Source organism: Ornithinimicrobium carbonis, assembly GCF_977012275.1.
The window spans coordinates 3,695,761-3,714,945 of record NZ_OZ348993.1 but is presented as its reverse complement, the minus strand read 5'-3'; the positions used below and the strand labels follow the sequence as shown (position 1 = coordinate 3,714,945).

General features: G+C 74.9%; 17 protein-coding genes. 5 read left to right on the top strand and 12 right to left on the bottom strand.

The genetic code is table 11. The features are described 5' to 3' along the window. Positions 1-47: 47 nt before the first annotated feature. From ACWHYA_RS16990 to ACWHYA_RS16945, 10 genes are all read right to left on the bottom strand, one after another. On the bottom strand, positions 48-1,343 hold the full coding sequence (locus ACWHYA_RS16990) for an FHA domain-containing protein (protein WP_425940279.1): 1,296 nt from the start codon (positions 1,341-1,343) through the stop codon (positions 48-50). After that, on the bottom strand, positions 1,340-2,626 hold the full coding sequence (locus ACWHYA_RS16985) for a VWA domain-containing protein (protein WP_425940281.1): 1,287 nt from the start codon (positions 2,624-2,626) through the stop codon (positions 1,340-1,342). The genes ACWHYA_RS16990 and ACWHYA_RS16985 overlap by 4 nt, the downstream gene beginning before the upstream one ends. Then, entirely contained in the window at positions 2,619-3,941 is a 1,323-nt protein-coding gene (locus tag ACWHYA_RS16980; RefSeq protein ID WP_425940283.1) for a PP2C family protein-serine/threonine phosphatase, read from the bottom strand. Before ACWHYA_RS16980 ends, ACWHYA_RS16985 begins: the two co-directional genes overlap by 8 nt. Then, positions 3,938-6,469 (bottom strand): tetratricopeptide repeat protein, encoded by a 2,532-nt coding sequence (locus tag ACWHYA_RS16975; RefSeq protein WP_448095631.1) that lies wholly within the window; start codon positions 6,467-6,469, stop codon positions 3,938-3,940. The genes ACWHYA_RS16980 and ACWHYA_RS16975 overlap by 4 nt, the downstream gene beginning before the upstream one ends. Beyond that, the gene (locus ACWHYA_RS16970) at positions 6,466-7,611 is read right to left on the bottom strand and encodes a hypothetical protein (RefSeq protein ID WP_425940287.1); all 1,146 of its coding nucleotides are present in this window, start codon (positions 7,609-7,611) and stop codon (positions 6,466-6,468) included. Before ACWHYA_RS16970 ends, ACWHYA_RS16975 begins: the two co-directional genes overlap by 4 nt. After that, positions 7,608-8,945, bottom strand: a complete 1,338-nt coding sequence (locus ACWHYA_RS16965) for a hypothetical protein (protein WP_425940288.1) — start codon at positions 8,943-8,945, stop codon at positions 7,608-7,610. The genes ACWHYA_RS16970 and ACWHYA_RS16965 overlap by 4 nt, the downstream gene beginning before the upstream one ends. Further along, complete coding sequence (locus ACWHYA_RS16960; RefSeq protein WP_425940290.1) at positions 8,942-10,831, bottom strand: AAA family ATPase; 1,890 nt, start codon at positions 10,829-10,831, stop codon at positions 8,942-8,944. Before ACWHYA_RS16960 ends, ACWHYA_RS16965 begins: the two co-directional genes overlap by 4 nt. Beyond that, positions 10,828-11,508 carry a hypothetical protein gene (locus ACWHYA_RS16955; protein WP_425940292.1) on the bottom strand — a complete coding sequence of 227 codons (681 nt, stop codon included), beginning with the start codon at positions 11,506-11,508 and terminating at the stop codon, positions 10,828-10,830. The genes ACWHYA_RS16960 and ACWHYA_RS16955 overlap by 4 nt, the downstream gene beginning before the upstream one ends. 15 nt (positions 11,509-11,523) lie before the next feature. After that, on the bottom strand, positions 11,524-12,768 hold the full coding sequence (locus ACWHYA_RS16950; protein WP_425940294.1) for a toxic anion resistance protein: 1,245 nt from the start codon (positions 12,766-12,768) through the stop codon (positions 11,524-11,526). An 88-nt stretch (positions 12,769-12,856) separates the two neighbouring features. Then, entirely contained in the window at positions 12,857-13,492 is a 636-nt protein-coding gene (locus ACWHYA_RS16945) for a GNAT family N-acetyltransferase (RefSeq protein WP_425940296.1), read from the bottom strand. A gap of 120 nt (positions 13,493-13,612) precedes the next feature. Between ACWHYA_RS16945 and ACWHYA_RS16940 the strand changes: the two genes are divergently transcribed. From ACWHYA_RS16940 to ACWHYA_RS16920, 5 genes are all read left to right on the top strand, one after another. After that, on the top strand, positions 13,613-14,260 hold the full coding sequence (locus ACWHYA_RS16940; RefSeq protein WP_425940298.1) for a cation transporter: 648 nt from the start codon (positions 13,613-13,615) through the stop codon (positions 14,258-14,260). 287 nt (positions 14,261-14,547) lie between these two features. Further along, positions 14,548-15,357 carry a DUF4397 domain-containing protein gene (locus tag ACWHYA_RS16935; protein WP_425940300.1) on the top strand — a complete coding sequence of 270 codons (810 nt, stop codon included), beginning with the start codon at positions 14,548-14,550 and terminating at the stop codon, positions 15,355-15,357. 30 nt (positions 15,358-15,387) lie between these two features. Then, positions 15,388-16,404, top strand: a complete 1,017-nt coding sequence (locus ACWHYA_RS16930) for a class F sortase (protein ID WP_425940302.1) — start codon at positions 15,388-15,390, stop codon at positions 16,402-16,404. A gap of 6 nt (positions 16,405-16,410) precedes the next feature. After that, complete coding sequence (locus ACWHYA_RS16925; protein ID WP_425940304.1) at positions 16,411-17,064, top strand: RNA polymerase sigma factor; 654 nt, start codon at positions 16,411-16,413, stop codon at positions 17,062-17,064. Beyond that, entirely contained in the window at positions 17,061-17,867 is an 807-nt protein-coding gene (locus ACWHYA_RS16920) for an anti-sigma factor (RefSeq protein ID WP_425940305.1), read from the top strand. Before ACWHYA_RS16925 ends, ACWHYA_RS16920 begins: the two co-directional genes overlap by 4 nt. On the opposite strand, the gene ACWHYA_RS16915 is transcribed toward ACWHYA_RS16920, so the two are convergent. Continuing rightward, entirely contained in the window at positions 17,862-18,197 is a 336-nt protein-coding gene (locus tag ACWHYA_RS16915) for a DUF1905 domain-containing protein (protein ID WP_431473658.1), read from the bottom strand. The genes ACWHYA_RS16920 and ACWHYA_RS16915 overlap by 6 nt on opposite strands. Beyond that, a complete protein-coding gene (locus ACWHYA_RS16910; RefSeq protein WP_425940309.1) occupies positions 18,187-19,095 on the bottom strand; it encodes a DinB family protein in 909 nt (302 codons plus the stop codon). Before ACWHYA_RS16910 ends, ACWHYA_RS16915 begins: the two co-directional genes overlap by 11 nt. Between the last annotated feature and the right edge of the window lie 90 nt (positions 19,096-19,185).

The following is a 19,185-nucleotide window of genomic DNA, read 5'->3' as shown; positions in this document are numbered from 1 at the left end:
CTAGGCGTCGCGGGAGGCAGTAGCCAGGGCGCGGCGAGTCGCGCCGGTCAGCCCCGTCCCTGCTTCTCCGACCCGGTGGCCTGCCGCAGGGCCAACCGGGTCCAGGCGCCCACGAAGATGCGGTCGTCACGGTCGATCTCGACCCGCTGCCCGGGGGTGAGGGGGGCCGTCGGCAGCGGCTCCCCGACGGTGCCGACGAACGTCCCGTTGCTGCTGCCGAGATCCTCGATCCACCACCGCTGCCCGTCGCTGGTCAGCTGGGCGTGCCGCCTCGAGACCGCGCTGTCACCCCCGGCGTCGATCTCGGGCCGCACCCCGAGACTGCCCGACGGCCGCCCGACCAGGGCGCTGCTGCGGGTGAGCAGCACGATGTCCGGCACACCGGCGCTCGGACAGGCCTCGTCCGTCTGCTGGACGGCGTACCAGTCCGGGTCCACCCAGATCTCCACCACCCAGGTGTCCGCGAGCTCCCGCGACGGAGGGGTATGCCGTGGAGCCCGGTGCGCGCGCGGCGCCGGCTCGGCGGGTGCGGGCTGGGCGGGCGCCGGCTCGGCGGGTCCGGGCGCTGCCTCGGCGGGTGGGGCCGCTGCCTCGGCGGGTGGGGCCGCTGCCTCGGCGGGGGAGGGCTCGGCGGCCGGGGACTCGTCCGGTGCGGAGTCCGCAGACGCCTGCTCGGGCTCCTCGACGAGAGGCTGGGGCTCCGATCCGTCCTTCCCCTCCGAGACGCCCTCATCGTCGTCGCTGGCTCCGAGAGACTCGACCTGGGCCTCCTCAGACTCCACGTCGCTCTCAGACTCGACGACGCTCTCAGACTCGACGACGCTCTCGGGTTCGACACCGCTCCGGGTCTCGACGCCCGTCTCGCCCTCGGGTCCCGTGCCGGCCTCGCCGGCGACCCCGGACCCTGGTCCCTCCACCGTCGGGACAGCCCCGGTCGCATCCCCGCCGCGGGCCTCGTCACCGTCGATCGTGCCGTCACCGCCGCGGGCCTCATCATCGTCGCTCGTCCCCTCAGCGCCGGCAAGCCCGCCACCCCCGGGAGCCGCGCCCATCGGCGGCGTACCGGTCGTGAAGTCGTAGCCGCACGCCTCGCAGAAGAGCGCCTCCTCGACGTTCACCGCCCCGCAGTGCGGACACGTCACCGTGGCCGGGGCGGGGGGAGCGGCGGGCGCACCCGCGGACGCCCCAGCGCCTGGCAGCACCGGCCCGAGGTCGAGCCCGCTGCCACCCGGGAGGGGCGCGGACGGCATACCTCCCCCGCCGGAGGCGCCGATCGGGGTGCCGCAGACGTCGCAGTAGTCCGTCGCCTCGCTCAGGTGCCCCTCCGGGCAGCGGACACTCACGAAGGACGCACCCTCGTGGTCTTCGTCGAGGCGGTGTCCAGCTCCATCTCGTCCAGGCGGTCGACGTTGCGGCGCAACCGGACCCGCCCCGTGGTGGCGTCCTCGATGTCCACCACCCGTGCCAGCCGGGACGTGGCCGCCTCGTCACCGGTCTCCCGGGCCAGCTGCACGGCCCGTCCCAGCTTGGAGGTCGCGGTCGTGTCGTCACCGATCGCCTTGGCGCGCAACCCTTCCTGGATGGCCGAGGCCAGCTCGGTCTGCCCGGTGTAGTGGGCGACCTCCGGGCTGATCTGCGCGGTGAGCACGCTGTCGTCGGACCACCGCGCCTTGACCAGACCCTGGGCGCGCACCTCGCCCGCGACCGCGAGCTGGACCCGAGCCGCGAGCTGCTCCTGACCCAGCGCGCGCGGCGCCAGGCGGACGGCGACGTGGTAGTCCCGGGTCTCGTCGCCCCAGGCCCCGGTGTCGTAGGACCCGGTCAGCGCGTTGACCTCCCGGCGCCGACCGGTGATGTCCTCCAGCGTCGGCGCGACCTGCTTGACGAAGAGGATCTCCGCCCCCTGCGGCGCCCACACCCGCAGCTCGGCGTCGCTGACCCCGCGGCCCATCGACTGCTGCATGAGCCGGGCGAAGTCCTCCGGCAGCCCGTCCCAGGTGCGGATCAGCTCCACGGTCCCCATCAGCGCCTCCGCGATCCGGCGCACCTCCTCGACCTGCCAGGCGGCCCCGAGCCCGCGGCAGTCCGCCTGGTAGCGCCCGCGGACCTGCTCGATCGCCCAGCTGAGCTCCTGGGGGGTCTCGTGCTGGTTGGCCCCGTCGGTCAGCAGGATCGCGTGCCGCTTGGACAGCGTCGGCACGGTGCCGAACAGCTGGGCGGCCGCCAGCAGCCAGCGCCCCATCGCGGTGCCGCCGCCGGGGACGAGCCGCTGCAGGGAGCGCTTGGCCTCCAGCCGCGACTGCGCCGACATCCGCACCATCGAGGCGGTCCCGGTCGTGGGGTAGCAGAGCGCGGCCTCGTGGTTGCCCGCGACGATGGCGAACCAGACCCCGTCGACGATCTGGTCCAGCGCGGCGGACGCGGCGTAGGCCGCGGCCTGCACGCCCTGGACGTCCATCGACCCGGAGACGTCGACGATGATGATCTCGCCGGCCTCCCCAGACCCGCTGCTCATCGGCGCCACCGTGCCGGCCCCGGTGCAGGTTACCGACACGATGGCGTGCACGTCGGTCCCGCCGTCGGGCAGGTGCTCGTTCTGGTGGACGGTCGCCGTGAACTCAGCCATGGGTCCCATCCTGCCCCGTCGGCGTGCGGACCAGCGCGACGGTGATGTTGTCGGCCCCGCCCCGCTCGTTGGCCCACCGCACGAGCGCCTGCGCCAGGGCGAGGGGGTCGGGGGAGGAGGGGGTATGCGGTGCGCCGGCCTCCGGGGCGGCGTCGCCCCGGCCCCGGTCCTCCTCCGTCGGACCGTCCGGTCCCTGCTCGCGGGTGGACTTCTCGGTCGTCACCTCGGCGGGCCGGGCGAGGGAGTGGACCACCTCGCGCAGGGCCCGCGGTTCGGAGGCGTAGTTCCACAGGCCGTCCGAGCACAGGAGCAACCAGCCCGGCGCGGTGACGTCCTGGGTGGTCACGACCGGGGTGTGGTCGGGGGCGTCCGGCCCGAGCCACCGGGTGATCGTGTGCGCCATCGGCCCGGCCTCGGCGGTCTGCCGGTCGAGCCCGGCCTGGACCTGCTCCTCGGCCATCGAGTCGTCGGTAGTGAGCCGCAGGGGCTCACCGGCGTCCGGCAGCCAGTACGCCCGGCTGTCGCCGACCGACCCCACCGTCGCCGTTCCGTCCTGGACGAGGGCGGCCACGTAGGTGCAGGAGGGGGCGGAGTCCGGGAAGTCCCGACCCACCTGCTCGACCGCCTCTGCCGCCGCGTCGGTGGCGGCGACGATCCGCTCGTCCGGCTCCAGCGACCCGTCGACGAGCACCGCCAGGGCCGCGTCCGCAGCGGCGAGGCTGGCCTCGGCGCTGCGGGTCGCCGTGGTCACCCCGTCGCAGACGACGAGCGCGGCCCTGCCCCTGCCGTCGGCCCAGACGGCCATCGCGTCCTCGTTGTCCTCGTGCCGCAGCCCCCGGTCGCACACGGCCGCGACGCGGTCGTCGGGCTGGGCGGTGAAGTGGTGGCGGGGGTCGGCCTTGCGCGAACCGCACTCGGTGCACCAGCCGTCCTCGTCGTAGGCGCCGCCGCACAGGGTGCACCGGCCGTGGTCCGCCGGCTGGGCGGCGGCCTCGGGGCCGGGCGCGGGGGGAAGCGTCCCGTCGAGCACGAGCATCGGCTCGGGAAGCGGCGGAGGTCCGTCGGAGAACGGCTCGGGTTCCTCGGCACCTCCCGCGTCGGCACCTCCTGCGTCGGCGGTCCCCGCGCCGGAGCCGTCAGCCCCGGCGCCCGCGTCGGCCGGCGCCTGCTGGGCCTCGTCCGGCTGCTCCTGCTCCGCCGCGTCGGTGCGGGCCTGCTCCTCATCGGTCCGTGCCGGCTGCGCCTGACGCCGCCGGGCGTCCACCGGCTCGGCGAGGCCGTCCGGCGGCGGGGGGACGGGGGGAGTCGTCGTCATGTCCAGCTCCAGGGTCGGATGGCGTTGGCCCGGTCGATGAGGGCCGCCCGCTCGGTGGGCTCGGGGGTGTAGTCGGCGAGGAAGCGGTACTCGTGCTCCAGCGCCGTGCGCAGGGAGTCCCGGGTCAGGCGGACCTCACCGAGCCGCCAGTCGGGACGTTCGCCGTGCTGACGCACCTGCTCCAGGGCCTGCTCGTAGATCCCGGCCTGGAAGTGGGCACGCTGCCGCGGGTCCAGCGTCAGCCGCGAGACCGAGTGCACCGACTCGCGCAGGTCGGCCAGGCCGCCGCGACGGCGCAGCAGCTCGGCGCGCAGCCACCGCGCCCGCGGGTGGGCCCGGCTGCCGGGGGGGACGGAGTCGAGCGCGGCGATGGCCCCGTCCACGTCGTCGCGGCCCAGGCGGACCCGGTAGAGCCCGAAGGCGGCGGGTGCGACATACGCCGCGTCGGTGCGCCAGGCACGGTCGTAGTCCAGCTCGGCCGCCTTGGCGTAGCCCCCGATCTCGCTGGCCAGCGCCAGCGCGAGGCGGGGGGCGATCTCCCCCGGGAGGGCGTCCCGGACCACGGCCAGGTGGCCGGCGGCGGCGTGCCCGGCCGCCCGGTCCGCCTCCGCGTCCGTGCCCTGTGCGGTGCCCACGCGGCTCAGCGCCCACAGGCCCCGCATCCAGGAGGCCCGCCAGTCCCAGGGGTCCTCGGCCAGCAGCCCGCGGACCGCGTCCTCGACCCAGGTCTGCTGACCGACCCGGATCCCGGCCCGCGCCTGGGCCAGCAGCACCTCCGGCGTGCGCTCGGTGGCCCCCTGCAGGGCGGCGTGCATCGCCACCGGGTCGGAGGTCGGCAGGGTGGCCACCCAGTCGCGCATCGGGTCGGCGTCGTCGTGCCGGAGCTCGGGCAGCTCCCACCAGGCCAGGGTCTCGGTCGTGGAGACGGGCGCCTCGAACACCGGCGAGTGCGAGGACATCGTGGCCGGGTGGTCGGAGCCCGCGGCCACGACCTGACGCAGCACCCCCGTCGTCTGGGTGCGCAGGTCCTCGACCGTGAGGAAGCGGTCGTTGGGGTCCGGTGCGCAGCAGCGGGCCACGAGGCGGTAGAACGCGTCGTGCTCCACGAACGGCGGCACCTGCGACATCGGCGGCAGGGAGTCGACGTACTCGCTCTGGTAGCCGCGGAACTCGAAGGTCAGCACGCTGAGCGTCCGGCCGATCGTGTAGACGTCGGAGGCCACCGACGGGCCGACCTCGGAGACCTCCGGCGCCTGGTAGCCGACGGTGCCGTAGATCGGCGACTCCAGGTCGTCCTGCCGACGCACGCCGCCCAGGTCGATGAGCTTGACCCCGTCGCCCTCCTGGATGAGGTTGTCGGGCTTGAAGTCGCAGTAGAGCAGGCCGAGGTCGTGCAGGTGGGTGAAGGCCGGCAGGACCTCGATGACGTAGGCCAGGGCCTGCTCGACGGGAAAGGCGTCGTAGCGACCGGCGGCCTGCATCCGCTCCTTGAGCATCTGCTTCAGGCTCGTGCCGCCGACATGCTCCATCACCGTGTACGCGTCGCCCTCGTGGGTGACCACGTTGTAGATCTCCACGATGAGCGGGTGCTTGACCTGGGCCAGGAACTGCTGCTCGGCGACGGCGGCGTCCAGCGCGTCCGAGTCCCCCGTGTTGAGCAGGCCCTTGAGCACCACCCACCGGTCGGAGACGTTGCGGTCGCGCGCCAGGTAGATCCACCCCATCCCGCCGTGCGCCAGGGCGCCGGCGACCTCGTACTGCCCGGCCACCAGGTCACCGGCCACGAGCTTGGGGGTGAAGGAGTAGGGCGCACCGCACTGCGGGCAGAAGCCCTGCTGGCGGCCGGCGCCCTCACCGAGGGCACGGCCCACCTTGGCCCCGCAGTTCGGGCAGACGCGCCGGTCCTCGGGGACCTCCGGGTCCACCATGACCGCGTCCAGGGGGTCCGAGGGCGGCACCGGCGGCACCTGGGTGAGCCCCATCCCGAGCCGGGACCGACGGCCGGAGGCGGCCCGCTGCCGGCGCACCCGGGCCGCCCGGACGGCCTGCCGGGTCTGACCGGGGGCCGGGGTGGCGACCTGGTGGGCGCTGTCGCCGCCGGCCGGCACCTCGCCGTCGGCCGTCGCGGGCGCGGCGCCCGAGGGGCTTCCACCGGGCGTCCGTCCAGCCTCAGAGCTCCCGGCGTCGTCGCCGGCACCGGTCGCACCGGTCGCACCGGGGGCGCCGGTCGCCCCGGACGGGCCGGTCGCGCCGGACCCACGGGTCGCGCCCGCCGCACCCGTCCCGCTGCTCGTGCCCGTCCCGCTGCTCGTGCCGGTCCCGCCGGCACCGTCCGTCCACCCGCCCGCAGCCGCGGATCCTGATCCAGCGACGGCCCCGGCCGGACCCAGCGAGGGGTCGTGCCCGTGGAGGTGGGTGTCGGCCCCGGCCTCGCCGGTCGGCACCTGCGTCGGCTCCGGCGAGCCGCAGACGTTGCACCAGCCGTCCTCGTACGTTCCCGGACAACCCGGCTCCACGCACCGGTTCACGGCTGCACCCCCATCGTGCGCGCCAGCGTCTCCTGCGCCTGCACCATCGCCTCCAGCCTCGTCAGGTCGGTCGGGGTCCTGGACAGCAGGGCCGCGGCCTGCTCCGCCAGCCCCGCGCTCGCCGCGGCCCCCTGCTCGTCGGCCGCCAGCGCGGCGTGCACGCGGTCGGCGCGCCCGGCCAGGTCGTCGCGCCGCTCCACCGCCGCGGCGTACGCCTGCTGGGCCAACGTCAGGGCCCGGTCCACCCGCTCCAACCGACCCAGGTATGCCGTGAGCTCGGCCGGGTCCGCCGGCACCGGTCCCAGCTGGGCCACGTCGGGCACGCCGAGCGTGGGGGCGGGGGTGACGAGCGCACGGGCCCGCTCAGCGAGGGAGCGCACGGCCTGGCCACGGGCGCTCAGCTCGGCCACCAGCTGCGAGGCGCGGGCGTGGTCCACCCGGGCGTGCGCACGCTGGGAGGCGGCGACGATGAGGTCGCGCTCGGTCGTGGCGGCCTCGACCTCGAGCGGTCCGAGGAAGCCGCCGACGTCGCCGCCGCGCCGCGCGCGCTCGGTGACGTCCTCCAGCCTGCGGTCGAGGGCGTCGTAGGCCTGCTGCGCCGAGCTCCTGCGCCGCTCCGGGACGAGGGCGACCTGGTCGGCGATCCGTTCCACCTGCTGGCGCAGGGCGTGCAGCCGGTCGGTCACCGTCGGGTCGGCGCCGTCCAGCCGCAGGCGCATCCTCAGTGAGGAGGCCAGGGAGTCCGAGAGGCGGCAGGCCTCGGGCAGCGACACGGCGAGCGACTGCCCGCCGGCCCGCTGGCCGGGCTGCTCCAGCGAGCCCCAGACGAGGGTGGTGATCCGTCGGCGCTCGCCCTCGCCGACGCGCCCGGAGTCCCACGTGGCCAGGATCAGGCCGAGGCGGTCGGAGACCGCCTGCCACAGCGTCATCGACAGGGTGACGTCCGGCGTGACGGCGACCCGGTCCTGCGGGTCGGACAGGTCCATCGCGGCGCGGTCGAGGGCGTCGAGCTCGACCTTGCGACGGTCCTTCCAGGTGATGAGCGCGTCCAGGTAGCGGAGCAGCTCACGGGGGTCGACGTCGGAGCCGAGCGACCCGGGGGCGGCCGGCGCGACGGCATACCTGCTCGTGCCCGCGCTCACCGGTAGTCCTTGAGCCGCTGGGTGATCCCCGCCCACGCCAGGGCGGCGGCCGCGAGGCCGAGGAGGAGGGCCAGGCCGGAGCTGATGACGGCCGGCAGCCCGACGCGGGACGTGGCCGCCGCCAGCCGCCCGTCCAGCCGGTCGGCCAGCTCGGCCTCGAGCCCGGCCCAGGCCTCCTGGGTGCCGGCGAGGACCTCCGCGGCCGCCGCGGGGTCCGCCGCGGCCGCGACGTCCTCCTGGGCGGCGTCGACCTGCTGCCAGGTGTCGGCCAGCTCGCGGTCGTCCAGCGCGGCCAGGGCCCGGGTCGCCTCCGTGCCGTCCGTGCCGTAGGTGTCAGGGGTGCCGAGCACGGGTGCGTACTGCGCCGCCCGGGCCTGCCGCACCTCCTGCAGGGCGGAGGCGACCTCGGCGGTGCCGCCGACCTGACCGTCCACGCTGACCGGGACGGCGGAGGGGTTGAGCGAGACGTAGGCCAGCCAGCCGGTCATCACGGTGGCGACGAGGAGCGGGACGTTGACGATCCGCCGGGTGCGCAGCGCGAGCCAGACGAGGACGCCGAGCATGAGGAGGGTGGCCAGGGTCCCGACGACGCCGGTCAGCACCGAGCGGGAACCGGTGGCCAGGTCCTCGGCGTGGGTGGAGGCCGTGGTGTCGCTGGAGTCGGTCGCGGTGCGCAGCAGGATCCGGGCGGCGGTGAGGTCCTCGGAGACGGCCGGCGCGCCGTCGGTGGCGCCGTCGGTGGCGCTCTCGCCGGTGGCGCTCTCGCCGGACGCCGTGGCGACCTGCGTCTGGCCCACGAGGACGGCGGCCTCAGCGATCTGGGAGGCCGTCTCGCTGCTGCGACCGGCCTCACCCCCGGAACGGGCGTGCGCCCCGGCGGCGGCACGCAGCGCTTCGACGGGCGTCGCGGTGGTCTCCGACGCCGTGGGCAGCTCGGTCCCGGTCGCCCGGGCGGCGGCCTGCTCGGTGGTCCGCAGCTCGGCCTCGGCCAGGTCGACCCCGGTGCGCTCGGCCGCTGTCCACTGGGCCGCGATGACGTTCGGCGTGCTGTTGACGCCGCCGGTGTCGAACGTCCCCGTCGCGACGACGCCCGTCAGCAGCGCGGCGGCCGCGGTGACACCGCGGGCCACCCGCAGGAGACGGGGGGTCGCGGAGGTGGGACGCCCCGGGGTGCTGGTCGTCGGAGCGGGCTGCGGCTGGGCGCCCTTCCCCGGAGCCGGCCGCTGGGCACCCTGCGTCTGCTGCGCGCCCGGCCCCCGGGCCGGCTGCGGCCGGGTCGTCGACGCGGCCGAGCTCGCCCCTGCTCCCGGGGCGGTCGGCGAGGGTGTGCTCACGACGACGTCCCCCTGTCCTCGTGACCGGTGCCGTCGTCCTGGAGGCCGCGCTCGTGACCGGTGCCGTCGTCCTGGAGGCCGTCCTCGTGGCCGGCGGCGTCAGGCCCCTCGTCGCCGAAGTCCTGGGCGTCGAGCGAGCTGCTCCGGCCGCTGTCACCCGCGGGCTCGTCACCCCCGGCCCCGGCCCCGGCCTCGTTCCCGTCCACCGACAGGTCCACCCCGTCGCGATCCTCGAAGTCCTGCCGCCGCAGCGTCCGCAGCTCCTCGATCTCGACGTCCTCGGTGTCGCGCAGCCGCCAGGCGTGCCGGCCGATCGCCGCCTCGAGCATGTTGCGGGAGTAGCGTCCGTTGCCGAAGCTGGGCCCCCGCGGCACCGCGCCGAGCATCTCCCGGAACCGCTCCTGCGCCTCCGGGTCGACGTCGTAGTCCATCTTCTCGGCGAGCACGAGCAGGATCCCGTTGAGCTCGTCGTCGGTGTAGTCGTCGAACTCGATGATCGTGCGGAACCGGCTCTCCAGCCCCGGGTTCATCCCGATGAACTCCGCCATCGGCGCGGGATAGCCGGCGACGATGACCACCAGCTCCTCGCGGTGGTCCTCCATCTCCTTGACGAGGGTGTCGACGGCCTCCTTGCCGTACTGGTCCCCGCCCAGGCTGTAGGCCTCGTCGATGAACAGCACCCCTCCCAGCGCCGACCTCACCACCTCGGCGGTCTTGGCCGCGGTCTGGCCCAGGTAGCCGGCGACGAGCTCGGAGCGGTCGACCTCGACGAGCTGTCCCTTGTCGAGCAGCCCCAGCGCCCGGTAGATCCCGCCGACCAGCCGCGCGACGGTCGTCTTGCCGGTGCCGGGGTTGCCGACGAACACCAGGTGCCTCGTCAGCGTGGCCACCTTCAGCCCGGCCTCCTGCCGCCGCGCGTCCATCTTCAGCAGCGCCACCTGCCGGTGGATCTCGGCCTTGACCCGCTCCAGGCCGATCAGCTCGTCGAGCTCGGCGAGCAGCTCCTCGACCGACCGCTGCGGGGGAGCCGGCTCGGCCGGCTGCTCGGCACCCTCGGGGGCCTCCTGGGTGGCGGTCGCGCCGTAGGTCCCGACCGGTCCCTCGTGCGGCGCCTGGCCGGCGCCCTCCGGTCCGCCCTGGGCGGGGGCGGAGGGATCCTCTGGGTATGCCGTGCCGCCCGGCGTCCACGACAGCGGCGGTGCGGGGGGCAGCTGGGCCCCGGGACCCGCGGCCTGGCCGAAGCGGCCCATCTCGTCGAGCATCTGGCGGACCCGCCCGGACTGCTCCTGGGCGTGCTCGAGCAGCTCCTTGGCCCACGTGCGCTGGTCGGTCCCGTCCTGACCGGGGCCCTGGCGCGTGGCCGGTGCGTACCCCTCGAGCGGGTCGTCGCCCGGCGGTCGCAGCCCGGCGCGGGGATCGGCCGGGGTCGCTGCCGAGGCTGACGGGCCGGGCGCCCGTCCCGGATGGCCCGCCAGCCGGTGACCCTGCACCCCTGCCGCGGCCAGCTGGGTCCGGGCCGCGGTGATCGCCTGGCCCACGGTGGTCGCGTCCGACCCGGGGAGCGCGCTCGCCGCGGTGGCCACGTCGGCCAGCGCGACGGCATACCCCTGCGCGTGCGGGCTCGACTCGGCGACGAGGGTCTGCAGCAGCGGCGTGGGGATGGCGCGGTAGCGGCGGCCGTGCGGAGCGGTGCCGAAGTAGTCGCTCGAGGGGAGCGCGAAGGCCTCGCCCCAGGTGCGCGCGATCTGGGCCGAGCCGACGCTGCGCTCCATGACCGCGGCGGCCAGGGCGATCCCCTCTGCGCGGGCGGCACCCTCCTGCAGGCCGGCCTGCTCGCCGACCAGCGCCAGGGCGTCGACGGCGTCGCGCAGCGGTGAGGTGGTCATGAGGTCCTTCCCTCGGGCGGGGACAGCGGGCTGATCGAGGGGGAATCATCCTCGTCCGTCGTCGGGGTCCGCGGCGAGGCCGTCGGGTCGGGCGAGGACGGTGCGCCCCTGTCGTCGTTCGACCGCTCACCGTCCGGCTGCTCGGGCACCGGCGCGTGGTCGTCCGCGCCGATCCGCAGCGACCCGCCGCCGGCCGAGCCGCCGAACTTCTCGGCGATGAACCGGCCCTGGGCGACGAGCTCGCGGGCGTCGTCGCGGTAGACGGCGTCGAAGACCCGGTCCATCGTCAGCCCGAGCAGGTCGAGCTGGTCGACGAGGACCATGAGCGAGGTCTTGGCCCCGTCGACGGGACGGGTGTCGGCGTAGCGCCGGGGGAGGCGCTGGTAGGCACCGATCGCCTCGGGCAGGTAGTCGGTGGCCGTCGCCACGACCGTGTAGCCCAGGCTGCTGCCGGAGATGCGGCTCATCCGCGGCACCGTGTCCCGGACGGTGTCGACCACCCGCTGGGCGCGCGCGACGACCACCGAGGGCAGCGTCGAGGCGCCCACCAGCTCCTCCGTCGCGGCCAGCGCCTGCTCCACGTCCTGCGCCGTCGGGGGCGCGGGCAGCTCGAGCCGGTCGTCCGCGGCCTCGGGAGCGCGCCCGAGCATCCGGTCCAGCAGGTCGGAGAACCCCATGCCGTCCCCGCCCCGTCAGGAGAGCCGGGTCGGCGGGGAGTCACCCAGGTCGAGCTCTCCGCCGACCAGCCGGGTGTCGGTGCGGCGCGAGCGGTCGAGGTAGCTGCGCGACTTGGAGACCTCGCCCTCGAGCACGCCGATGGTCTGGGCCATCGAGTCCAGCGCCTGGGAGCGGAAGGCGTCGATCGCGTCCATCGTCTCGTAGATGTTGGCGAAGGCCGCCTGCAGCTGGTCCAGGCCGAGCGTGGAGGAGGCGGCCTGCTCCTGGATGGCGACCGAGTTGTCCCGCAGCATCTCGCTGGTGCGCTGGATCATGTCCGAGGTCGTGCTGTTCAGCGCGGTGATCTGGTCCAGGACCAGCTTCTGGTTGTTCAGCGCCTGGGCGACGAGAACGGCCGTGCGCAGGGCCGAGACGGTCGTCGTGGAGGCGCGGTCGACACCCTTGATGAGCTCGATGTTGTTCTTCATGATGATGTCGATCGCCAGGTAGTTCTGGATCGAGACCGCCAGCTGGGTGAGCAGGTCCTGGTGCTTCTGCCGGACGTAGAAGAGCACGTCCTCACGCATGGCCTTGGCCTTCTCCGGGTCCGTCTCTTCGAGCTGGGCGACGTGGGCGGAGACACGGGCGTCAAGCTGCTCGGCGATGTACACGTACTGGTTGAGCCGGCCCATGGAGTCCCACAGCTGCTGCTTCTCCATGTTGAGCGCGGCGTTGTCCTTGGCCAGCTCGTCCTGGCCGCTGCGCAGCGCGTGCAGGATGCCGTCGAGGTGCTTCTCAGCGGACTCGTACTTGCGGAAGTAGTCGCGCAGCCGGTCCCCGAACGGGATCATGCCGAGGAACTTCTTGGCGCCCTGGGCCTGGCCCGGGTCGAGGTCCTCCACGGTGCGGCGCAGCTCCATGAGCGTGCGGCCGACCTTGGACTCCTTGGAGACGCCACCCTCCTGCAGCGCCCGGACCGGCGACTTCAGCAGCCGGTTGGAGGTCTCGGCGGCCGTGCGGATCTCCGCGTCGCCCATGGTCCGCACGTCGGCGGCCTTGCGGGCGAACTCCGGCGAGCGCGTCTCGGTCTGCGTCAGGCCCTGGACGAAGTCCTCGACCTTCTTGTCCAGGGCGGGGATCGCCTGCGGGTCGACCTGCGGGGCCATCGCCGGTGCGGCGGTCTCGGCGACCGGCTGCGGCGGGGCCGGCGCGGTCAGGGTGAGCACCTCCTGGGCACCGAGGGGGGTGGGGGCCTGGAGCGGCTGCGGCTGGTCGGTCATCTGCTCTCCTCCGGTTGGCACCCGCGTCCCGGGCGGCGTCCACGGGGCCACCTGGGCACCCGGCGGGTCTGACGCGCCCATTGTGTCCCTAGTTCCGGTCCGGCACACCCGGGGGAGGGGTATGCCGGAGGAGCGCCAGGCGGTAGACGAGCAGGTCGACGCCCGGCACGGGCGACCAGTCGCGTTCCGGGACCCGGACGAACCCCGCCTGTTCGTACATCCGGTGCGCCGCCGCCATCCACCCGTCGCTGGACATGGCGACCGCGGCGTACCCGTCCCGCCGGGCCCGGGCCACGACCGCGTCGAGCAGCGCCCGGCCCACGCCCCGGGCCCTGGCCGAGGGGTCCACCGCCAGCATGCGGAACTCGGCCTCGTCCTCGGAGGCGACCTCGCGCTGCCCCGAGCCGTGGCCGGCCCAGGTGACGGTGCCCACGACCTGTTCGTCCAGCTCGGCGACCCAGACCTCGGAGCCGGGATCGCCGGCGCGGGCGGCCGTGTCGCGCAGCTCCTCCCAGTAGGACTGCTCGGGCGGCATGCCGCTGGGCCCGTAGGCGGTCACGAGGATCCGCCCGACCGTCTCGTGGTCCTCGGGGGTCGCCGGTCGGACGACCGGTGATCCTGGAGAGCGGGTGTCGGCGTCCTGCGGGGTCGTGGCGTCCGGGGGCGTGGCGTCGGGGGTCGTGGCGTCCGAGGGCGTGGCGTCGGGAGTCGTGGCGTCGGGCACGGCTCGGACGCTACCGGCTGCCCCAGGTGGCGGGGTGTCGGGGACGATCACGACCGCAGGAGCCGCGAGCTGCCGGTGGGCGGCGTGGCCGGGGGACGGGTCGCGGTGGACGATGGTGAGGTGACCCAGGACCGTGGAGAGTCGCCCCAGCAGCTGATCGAGCCCCATACCCTCCGGCGCACGGTGCTCACCGTGGCCGGCCTGAACTTCGGGTACTTCTGGGTGCAGGTCGTGGTGGCGGTGTCCATCGGGTCCGTGGCGCTGCTGGCGGACAGCGTCGACTTCCTGGAGGACACGGCCGTCAACCTGCTGATCTTCCTCGCGCTCGGGTGGCCGCTGGCCCGGCGGGCGACGGCCGGGAAGGTGATGGCCGGGCTCATCCTGCTGCCGGCGGCAGCGGCCGCATGGGCGGCGTTCAGCAAGGCGGGCGACCCCGAGCCGCCGGACGTCACCCTCCTGGTGCTCACCGCCGGCGGGGCGGTGCTGGTCAACGGTCTGGCCGCCTGGCTGCTCTCGCGGATCCGGCACCACGGAGGCTCGATGACGACGACGGCGTTCGTCATCGCCCGCAACGACGTGCTCATCAACCTGGCGATCATCGCGATGGGCCTGCTGACGTGGGCGACCGGAAGCGGCTGGCCCGACATCGTGCTCGGCGCGGCCATCATCCTGCTGAACCTGCGCGCGGCCGCAGAGGTCTGGGAGGTCGCCACCGAGGAGTCGCTGGCCGCCAAGGCGCTCGCCGGTGAGGACGTCGACGACGACTGAGCGTCGAGCCGACGAGTCTGCCGTGGGTGGCGCCACGTCACGGGGCGTGACGGCGCCGGCCGCTGCGGTCCGAGGATTTCTGCAGTCGATCGTGGCCCCCCATGGGGCCCGGATCGACTGCAGACCCGCAGGTCGGACGGCTGCGGAGGGGGAGGGGCTGGCGCTCGTGCCGGATCTGGGTCATACTCATGTGACAAACATTCGACAAAGGTGAATCCAACCCAGGACATCACCCCGTAGTAGTGGACAGAGGGCGGACGGTCCGCCCCTCACCGAAGGAGCTCATCATGCGCAGGATCACCACCGCAGCCCTGGTCGCCGGCGCGACCGTCACCGCACTGGCCGCCGCCCCCGCGGCCGCCGACGACCACGAGTCGATGGTCTCCATCCTCCACGGGGTCCCCGGCCTGACCGTGGACGTCTACGTGGACGGCGAGGAGCTGCTCCCCGACTTCGCCCCCGGCACCCTGACCGACCCGATGCCGCTCGCGGCCGGCACCTACGACATCGAGGTCTACGCCGACGGTGACACCCCCGACTCGGCCGACCCGGCCATCTCGGCCGAGGGCCTCGAGGTTCCCGGCGGGGCCAACCTGACCCTGGCCGCCCACCTGGACGCCGACGGCAACGCGATGCTGTCCGCCTTCGCCAACGACGTGTCCGAGACCGCGGCCGGCGACGCCCGCCTCACCGTCCGGCACGCCGCCGCCGCCCCCGCGGTGGACGTCCGCGCCGGTGGCGACCCGGTCATCTCCGGCCTGACCAACCCGAACGAGGAGGTCCTGGACCTGCCGGCCGGCATGGTCACGGCCGACGTCGTGCTCGCGGACACCGAGGACGTCGTGCTCGGCCCGGCCGACCTCGACCTGGGCGAGGGTGTCAACACCATCGTCTACGCCTGGGGCTCGGCCGAGGACGGAACCCTCGACCTGGCCGTCCAGACCATCGACGGCCTGCACAGCGCGCCCGAGGGCGTGCCGTCCGGCCAGGGCGGTCTGGTCGACAACGCGATGCTCATGGTCCTCGCGGCCGCCGGCGCAGCCGGTGTCCTCGTGGCCGGCAGCCGGATCACCCGCCGCAGCGGCGCCAGCGCCTGATCCGCTGACCACCAGACGCCGCACCTGCCCATGACCCGTCCGCAGCCCCCCGTTCCCACCGGAGATCCCACCGGTGGGGCGGGGGCGTCGCGGCGGGATGCGGCCCGCCGTGGGGACGACCCGGCCGGGCAGGGACGCGGCACCGCCACCGGGCGCCCGAACCAGGGTGCCCGGTGGCGGATCGACCGGGGGAGCTTCGGCCTCCTGGTCGGCTCCGTCCTCCTGCTGGTCTGGGCCCTGGTCGCGCTGGGTCGCGACCCGGTCCCGGCCGCGGAGGACTTCGGTGACGTCCCCGTGGAGGTGGCCATGACCTCCACGGGGACTCCCGCCGGCGGGGACGACCCCGCGTCGACCGCAACCCCCGCCGACGGCGCGACCGGAACCCCCGGCGAGGACGCAGGCACCGACGGCACGTCGGCCGACGACGCAGGAGCGGACGCCGGCTCCGACGACGCAGGAGCGGACGCCGGCCCGGGCGACGACGCCGCTGCCACCCGCTCCCCGTCCGCCGCCACCTCCCGCTTCACTCCCCCCGCCACCCGGCCGGCCACCCTCGAGGAGGCCACGCGGGCGGCCTCCTCGGCCGCCGACCGCGCCCCGGTCCGGCTGCAGGTCGGGGCGGTCGGCCTGGACGTCCCGCTCGACGCCGTCGGCGTCCAGGACGACGGGCAGATGCGGATCCCCGAGGACGCCGACCGGGCCGGCTGGTACCGCTTCGGCCCCGCCCCCGGCTCCGACCAGGGGTCGGCCGTCATCTCCGGCCACGTGGACGACCGCTCCGGACCCGGGGCCTTCCTGGCCCTGACCGACGTCTCCGAGGGGGACGAGGTGGTGGTGGAGGCGGCCGACGGGAGCAGCACCGCATACACCGTGGTGTCGTTGCGCACCGTGGCCAAGCCAGAGCTGGCCGTGCAGGAGGTCTTCCGCCGCGACGGCGAGCCGGTGCTCCAGCTCATCACCTGCACCGGGCCGTGGTCGCCGGACACCCGGCGCTACACCGACAACCTCGTCATCACCGCCGTACCCGTCGACGCAGGGGAACCGTGATCCGCGATGAGCACACAGACCGCGCTGGCCGCCCGACCGACCTGGGGGGCCATGGCTGACGTCGCCGCCCCCGGGCCCGCCCACGACCGGCTCCACGGTCCCGGCCACGGCCCCGAGCACGACCGGGCCCACGACGAGGCGCTGATCGTCCAGGCCTGGACGACCGGGGCCGAGGACGCGCTCGAGCTGGCGTACGCACGGTGGGGCGGACTGGTGCACGGCCTGGCCGCGCGCGCCGTCGGGCACACGGACGCCGAGGACGTCACCCAGCAGGTGTTCCTCTCGGCCTGGCGCGGCCGGGACGGTTTCGACCCCGCCCGAGGACCGCTGGGGGCCTGGCTGGTCGGCATCACCCGCCGGCGCATCGCCGACGTCCTCAGGACGACGTCCTTCACCGCCGAGGTCCCGTCGCTGCCGGAGGACATGCCGCTCTCGGACGAGGGCGCCTGGAGCGCCGGCGACTCGACCGACCTCATCACCGTCTACGAGGAGCTGGAGCGCATCGGTGAGCCGCAGCGCTCCATCGTGCTGCTCGCCTACGTCCACGACCACACCCAGCGCGAGATCGCCGAGCTGCTCGACCTGCCGCTCGGCACCGTCAAGACACACACGACGCGGACGATGAAGCGCCTGCGCGACCGGCTCGGAGGTGCGCGGTGACCGTCCACGACCTGCGTCGCCCGGCCAACCGCCCGGCCGAGCTGCTCCGCCGCGCGGGCGACCTCTCCTCCGACCCGCCCCCCGAGGTGTGGGACGGGGTGGTCGCCGCCCTGGAGGTCGACGCTCCCAACCCCGCTCCCGGGGCGGAGGCCCCGACGCGCCGTCGGCCGGGCGGCCGCGTTCGTGCGGGGACGCGGTCGCGTCACCGCCGGGGCGCCGGCCCTGCGGGGCAGGACGTCCCGTCGAAGGGTCCGGGAGCGCGGTTGTTCGGCCTCGGGGGTCCGACCGGGGCCGGTCCGCTCCTCGCGGCGGCTGCCGCCGGAGCCGTGCTGGCGTCGGCCGGGCACTGGGTGCTCGACGCCGGTACCGGTGAGAGCTCCGGCCAGGTCCTCGCCGCGGCCGGCCTCGGCCCGGTGGTCGAGGTGAGCGAGGCCGACGGTCCGCCGACGAGCGCCCGTGCCGAGGTCGTCGAGGTGGACGGACGCCGCGTGCTGCGGGTCGACCTCGACGGGCTGGTCCCGGTCCCCGAGGCCGGCAGCGGGTCGGACGACCCCGCGACCGGCGCGTCTGCGGCATACCTGGAGGTGTGGTTGCTCCGGCCCGACGTGAGCGGCATGGTTACCCTCGGCGTGCTCGAGGGCGGCCGGGCCGAGCTGGTGCTGCCCGAAGGCGTGTCGATCGAGGAGTACCCCCTGGTCGACGTCTCGGTCGAGGCCGTGGACGGGGACCCCGCGCACGGCGGGCAGAGCGTGCTGCGGGGACAGCTGACCGTCGGTCAGGGGTTCACCGCGCTGGGGTCATGAGTCCCAACGCAGCCACACCTCCGCGGTGACCACGTCCCCGAGCCCGACGTCCTCGGCCGCCCGGACCGCGTCCTTGAGGGGGACGACGAACGACCCGTGGCGCGGCCACAGGGAGGTCGTGAACGAGGTGCCGCCGATCCGGCCGGTCACCGGCACCATGCCCCAGCCGTAGGTGATCTCGCGGACCACCGCGTGCAGCCAGTCCGCGTCGGCGGGCGGCAGGACGAGGAAGTGGAAGGGCGCCGGGCCGCGCCACTCGACCACCTCGCCGGTCACGGTCAGGTCGGGAGGGGTTGCGGGGACCGGCACCCGTCGGGCGTCAGGGGGCATCGACCGCGGGTATGCCGTGGGGTGGCCCGGCGGGGGCGTCGTCGAGCCCGCGCTCCAGGACGTCGAGGTCGCGCTCGGCGAACAGCCGGTGCTCCCACTCCTCGCCCACCACGCCCTGCAGCAGACCGCGGACGGGATAGCGGTCGGGCGGAGGGTAGCCGGGGGCGTCGACCGGTTCGGTCCGGCCGGCGAGGTCGGTGTCGGTCAGGTCGCGCAGGACGTCGGCCACGCGCCGGCGCCGGTCGTGCCAGGCCTCGAGGGCCTCGTCGAGGCTCGGTCGGGCGTGGGGATCCCAGGGCAGGCCCGGGTTCTCGCTCTCCTCGTCGTGCGGGACGATCAGCGGGTGGTAGGGAGCCGGGTCGCCGAGGAGGGCCCGCAGCACCCAGGCGTCGGTAGCGAAGACGAGGTGGCGCAGGGTCTCCACGAACGACCACTCGCCGGCGACGCGCTCGTGGACGAGGCCGGAGCGACGGGCCTCGAGCGCGCGGGCACGCTCGACGGTGCCCGCCCACAGCTCGTCGAGGCGGGCCCAGGCGGTCCGCAGCCCGTCGGCGTCGGTGGCCCGCATGAGCCGGCGGTCGGGATGACGGCGGTCGAGCTCGGCCTCCACGAAGGGGACGACGTCCACCCCGTTGACGGACAGCCGGCGCAGGTCGCCGGAGATCTGGACGTCGTGCAGAACCGCGCCGGAGATGACGCTGTGCTGCAGGTAGACGTTGGAGAACCGCGAGCCGCTGAGGTCGACCAGATGGAACCGGGCGCCGGCCAGGTGGACCTGGTCGAAGAGGGCACCGTCCATCCGGGTCCTGCGGAACGTCGGCGGGGAGCTCGCGGGCGTGGGCGCACCGTCGGGCGTCGTCGGGGACTCGTCCGGCCCTGCCTCGGGGGACGTGGTCATCCGGTCAGGCTAGACCCGGGGTGTCCGGCCTGTCAGCGGACAAGCTGCATCGAGCGGCACGGAGCTGGGCGCCGGGCTGCCGGACCTCTC

What these genes read in the sequence shown, in the direction of transcription:
- ACWHYA_RS16950 (WP_425940294.1), bottom strand. Translation starts at nt 12,768, where the DNA reads ATGACCGACCAGCCGCAGCCGCTCCAGGCCCCCACCCCCCTCGGTGCC.
- ACWHYA_RS16935 (WP_425940300.1), top strand. Translation starts at nt 14,548, where the DNA reads ATGCGCAGGATCACCACCGCAGCCCTGGTCGCCGGCGCGACCGTCACC.
- ACWHYA_RS16915 (WP_431473658.1), bottom strand. Translation starts at nt 18,197, where the DNA reads ATGCCCCCTGACGCCCGACGGGTGCCGGTCCCCGCAACCCCTCCCGAC.
- ACWHYA_RS16985 (WP_425940281.1), bottom strand. Translation starts at nt 2,626, where the DNA reads ATGGCTGAGTTCACGGCGACCGTCCACCAGAACGAGCACCTGCCCGAC.
- ACWHYA_RS16980 (WP_425940283.1), bottom strand. Translation starts at nt 3,941, where the DNA reads ATGACGACGACTCCCCCCGTCCCCCCGCCGCCGGACGGCCTCGCCGAG.
- ACWHYA_RS16910 (WP_425940309.1), bottom strand. Translation starts at nt 19,095, where the DNA reads ATGACCACGTCCCCCGAGGCAGGGCCGGACGAGTCCCCGACGACGCCC.
- ACWHYA_RS16930 (WP_425940302.1), top strand. Translation starts at nt 15,388, where the DNA reads ATGACCCGTCCGCAGCCCCCCGTTCCCACCGGAGATCCCACCGGTGGG.
- ACWHYA_RS16960 (WP_425940290.1), bottom strand. Translation starts at nt 10,831, where the DNA reads ATGACCACCTCACCGCTGCGCGACGCCGTCGACGCCCTGGCGCTGGTC.
- ACWHYA_RS16955 (WP_425940292.1), bottom strand. Translation starts at nt 11,508, where the DNA reads ATGGGGTTCTCCGACCTGCTGGACCGGATGCTCGGGCGCGCTCCCGAG.
- ACWHYA_RS16925 (WP_425940304.1), top strand. Translation starts at nt 16,411, where the DNA reads ATGAGCACACAGACCGCGCTGGCCGCCCGACCGACCTGGGGGGCCATG.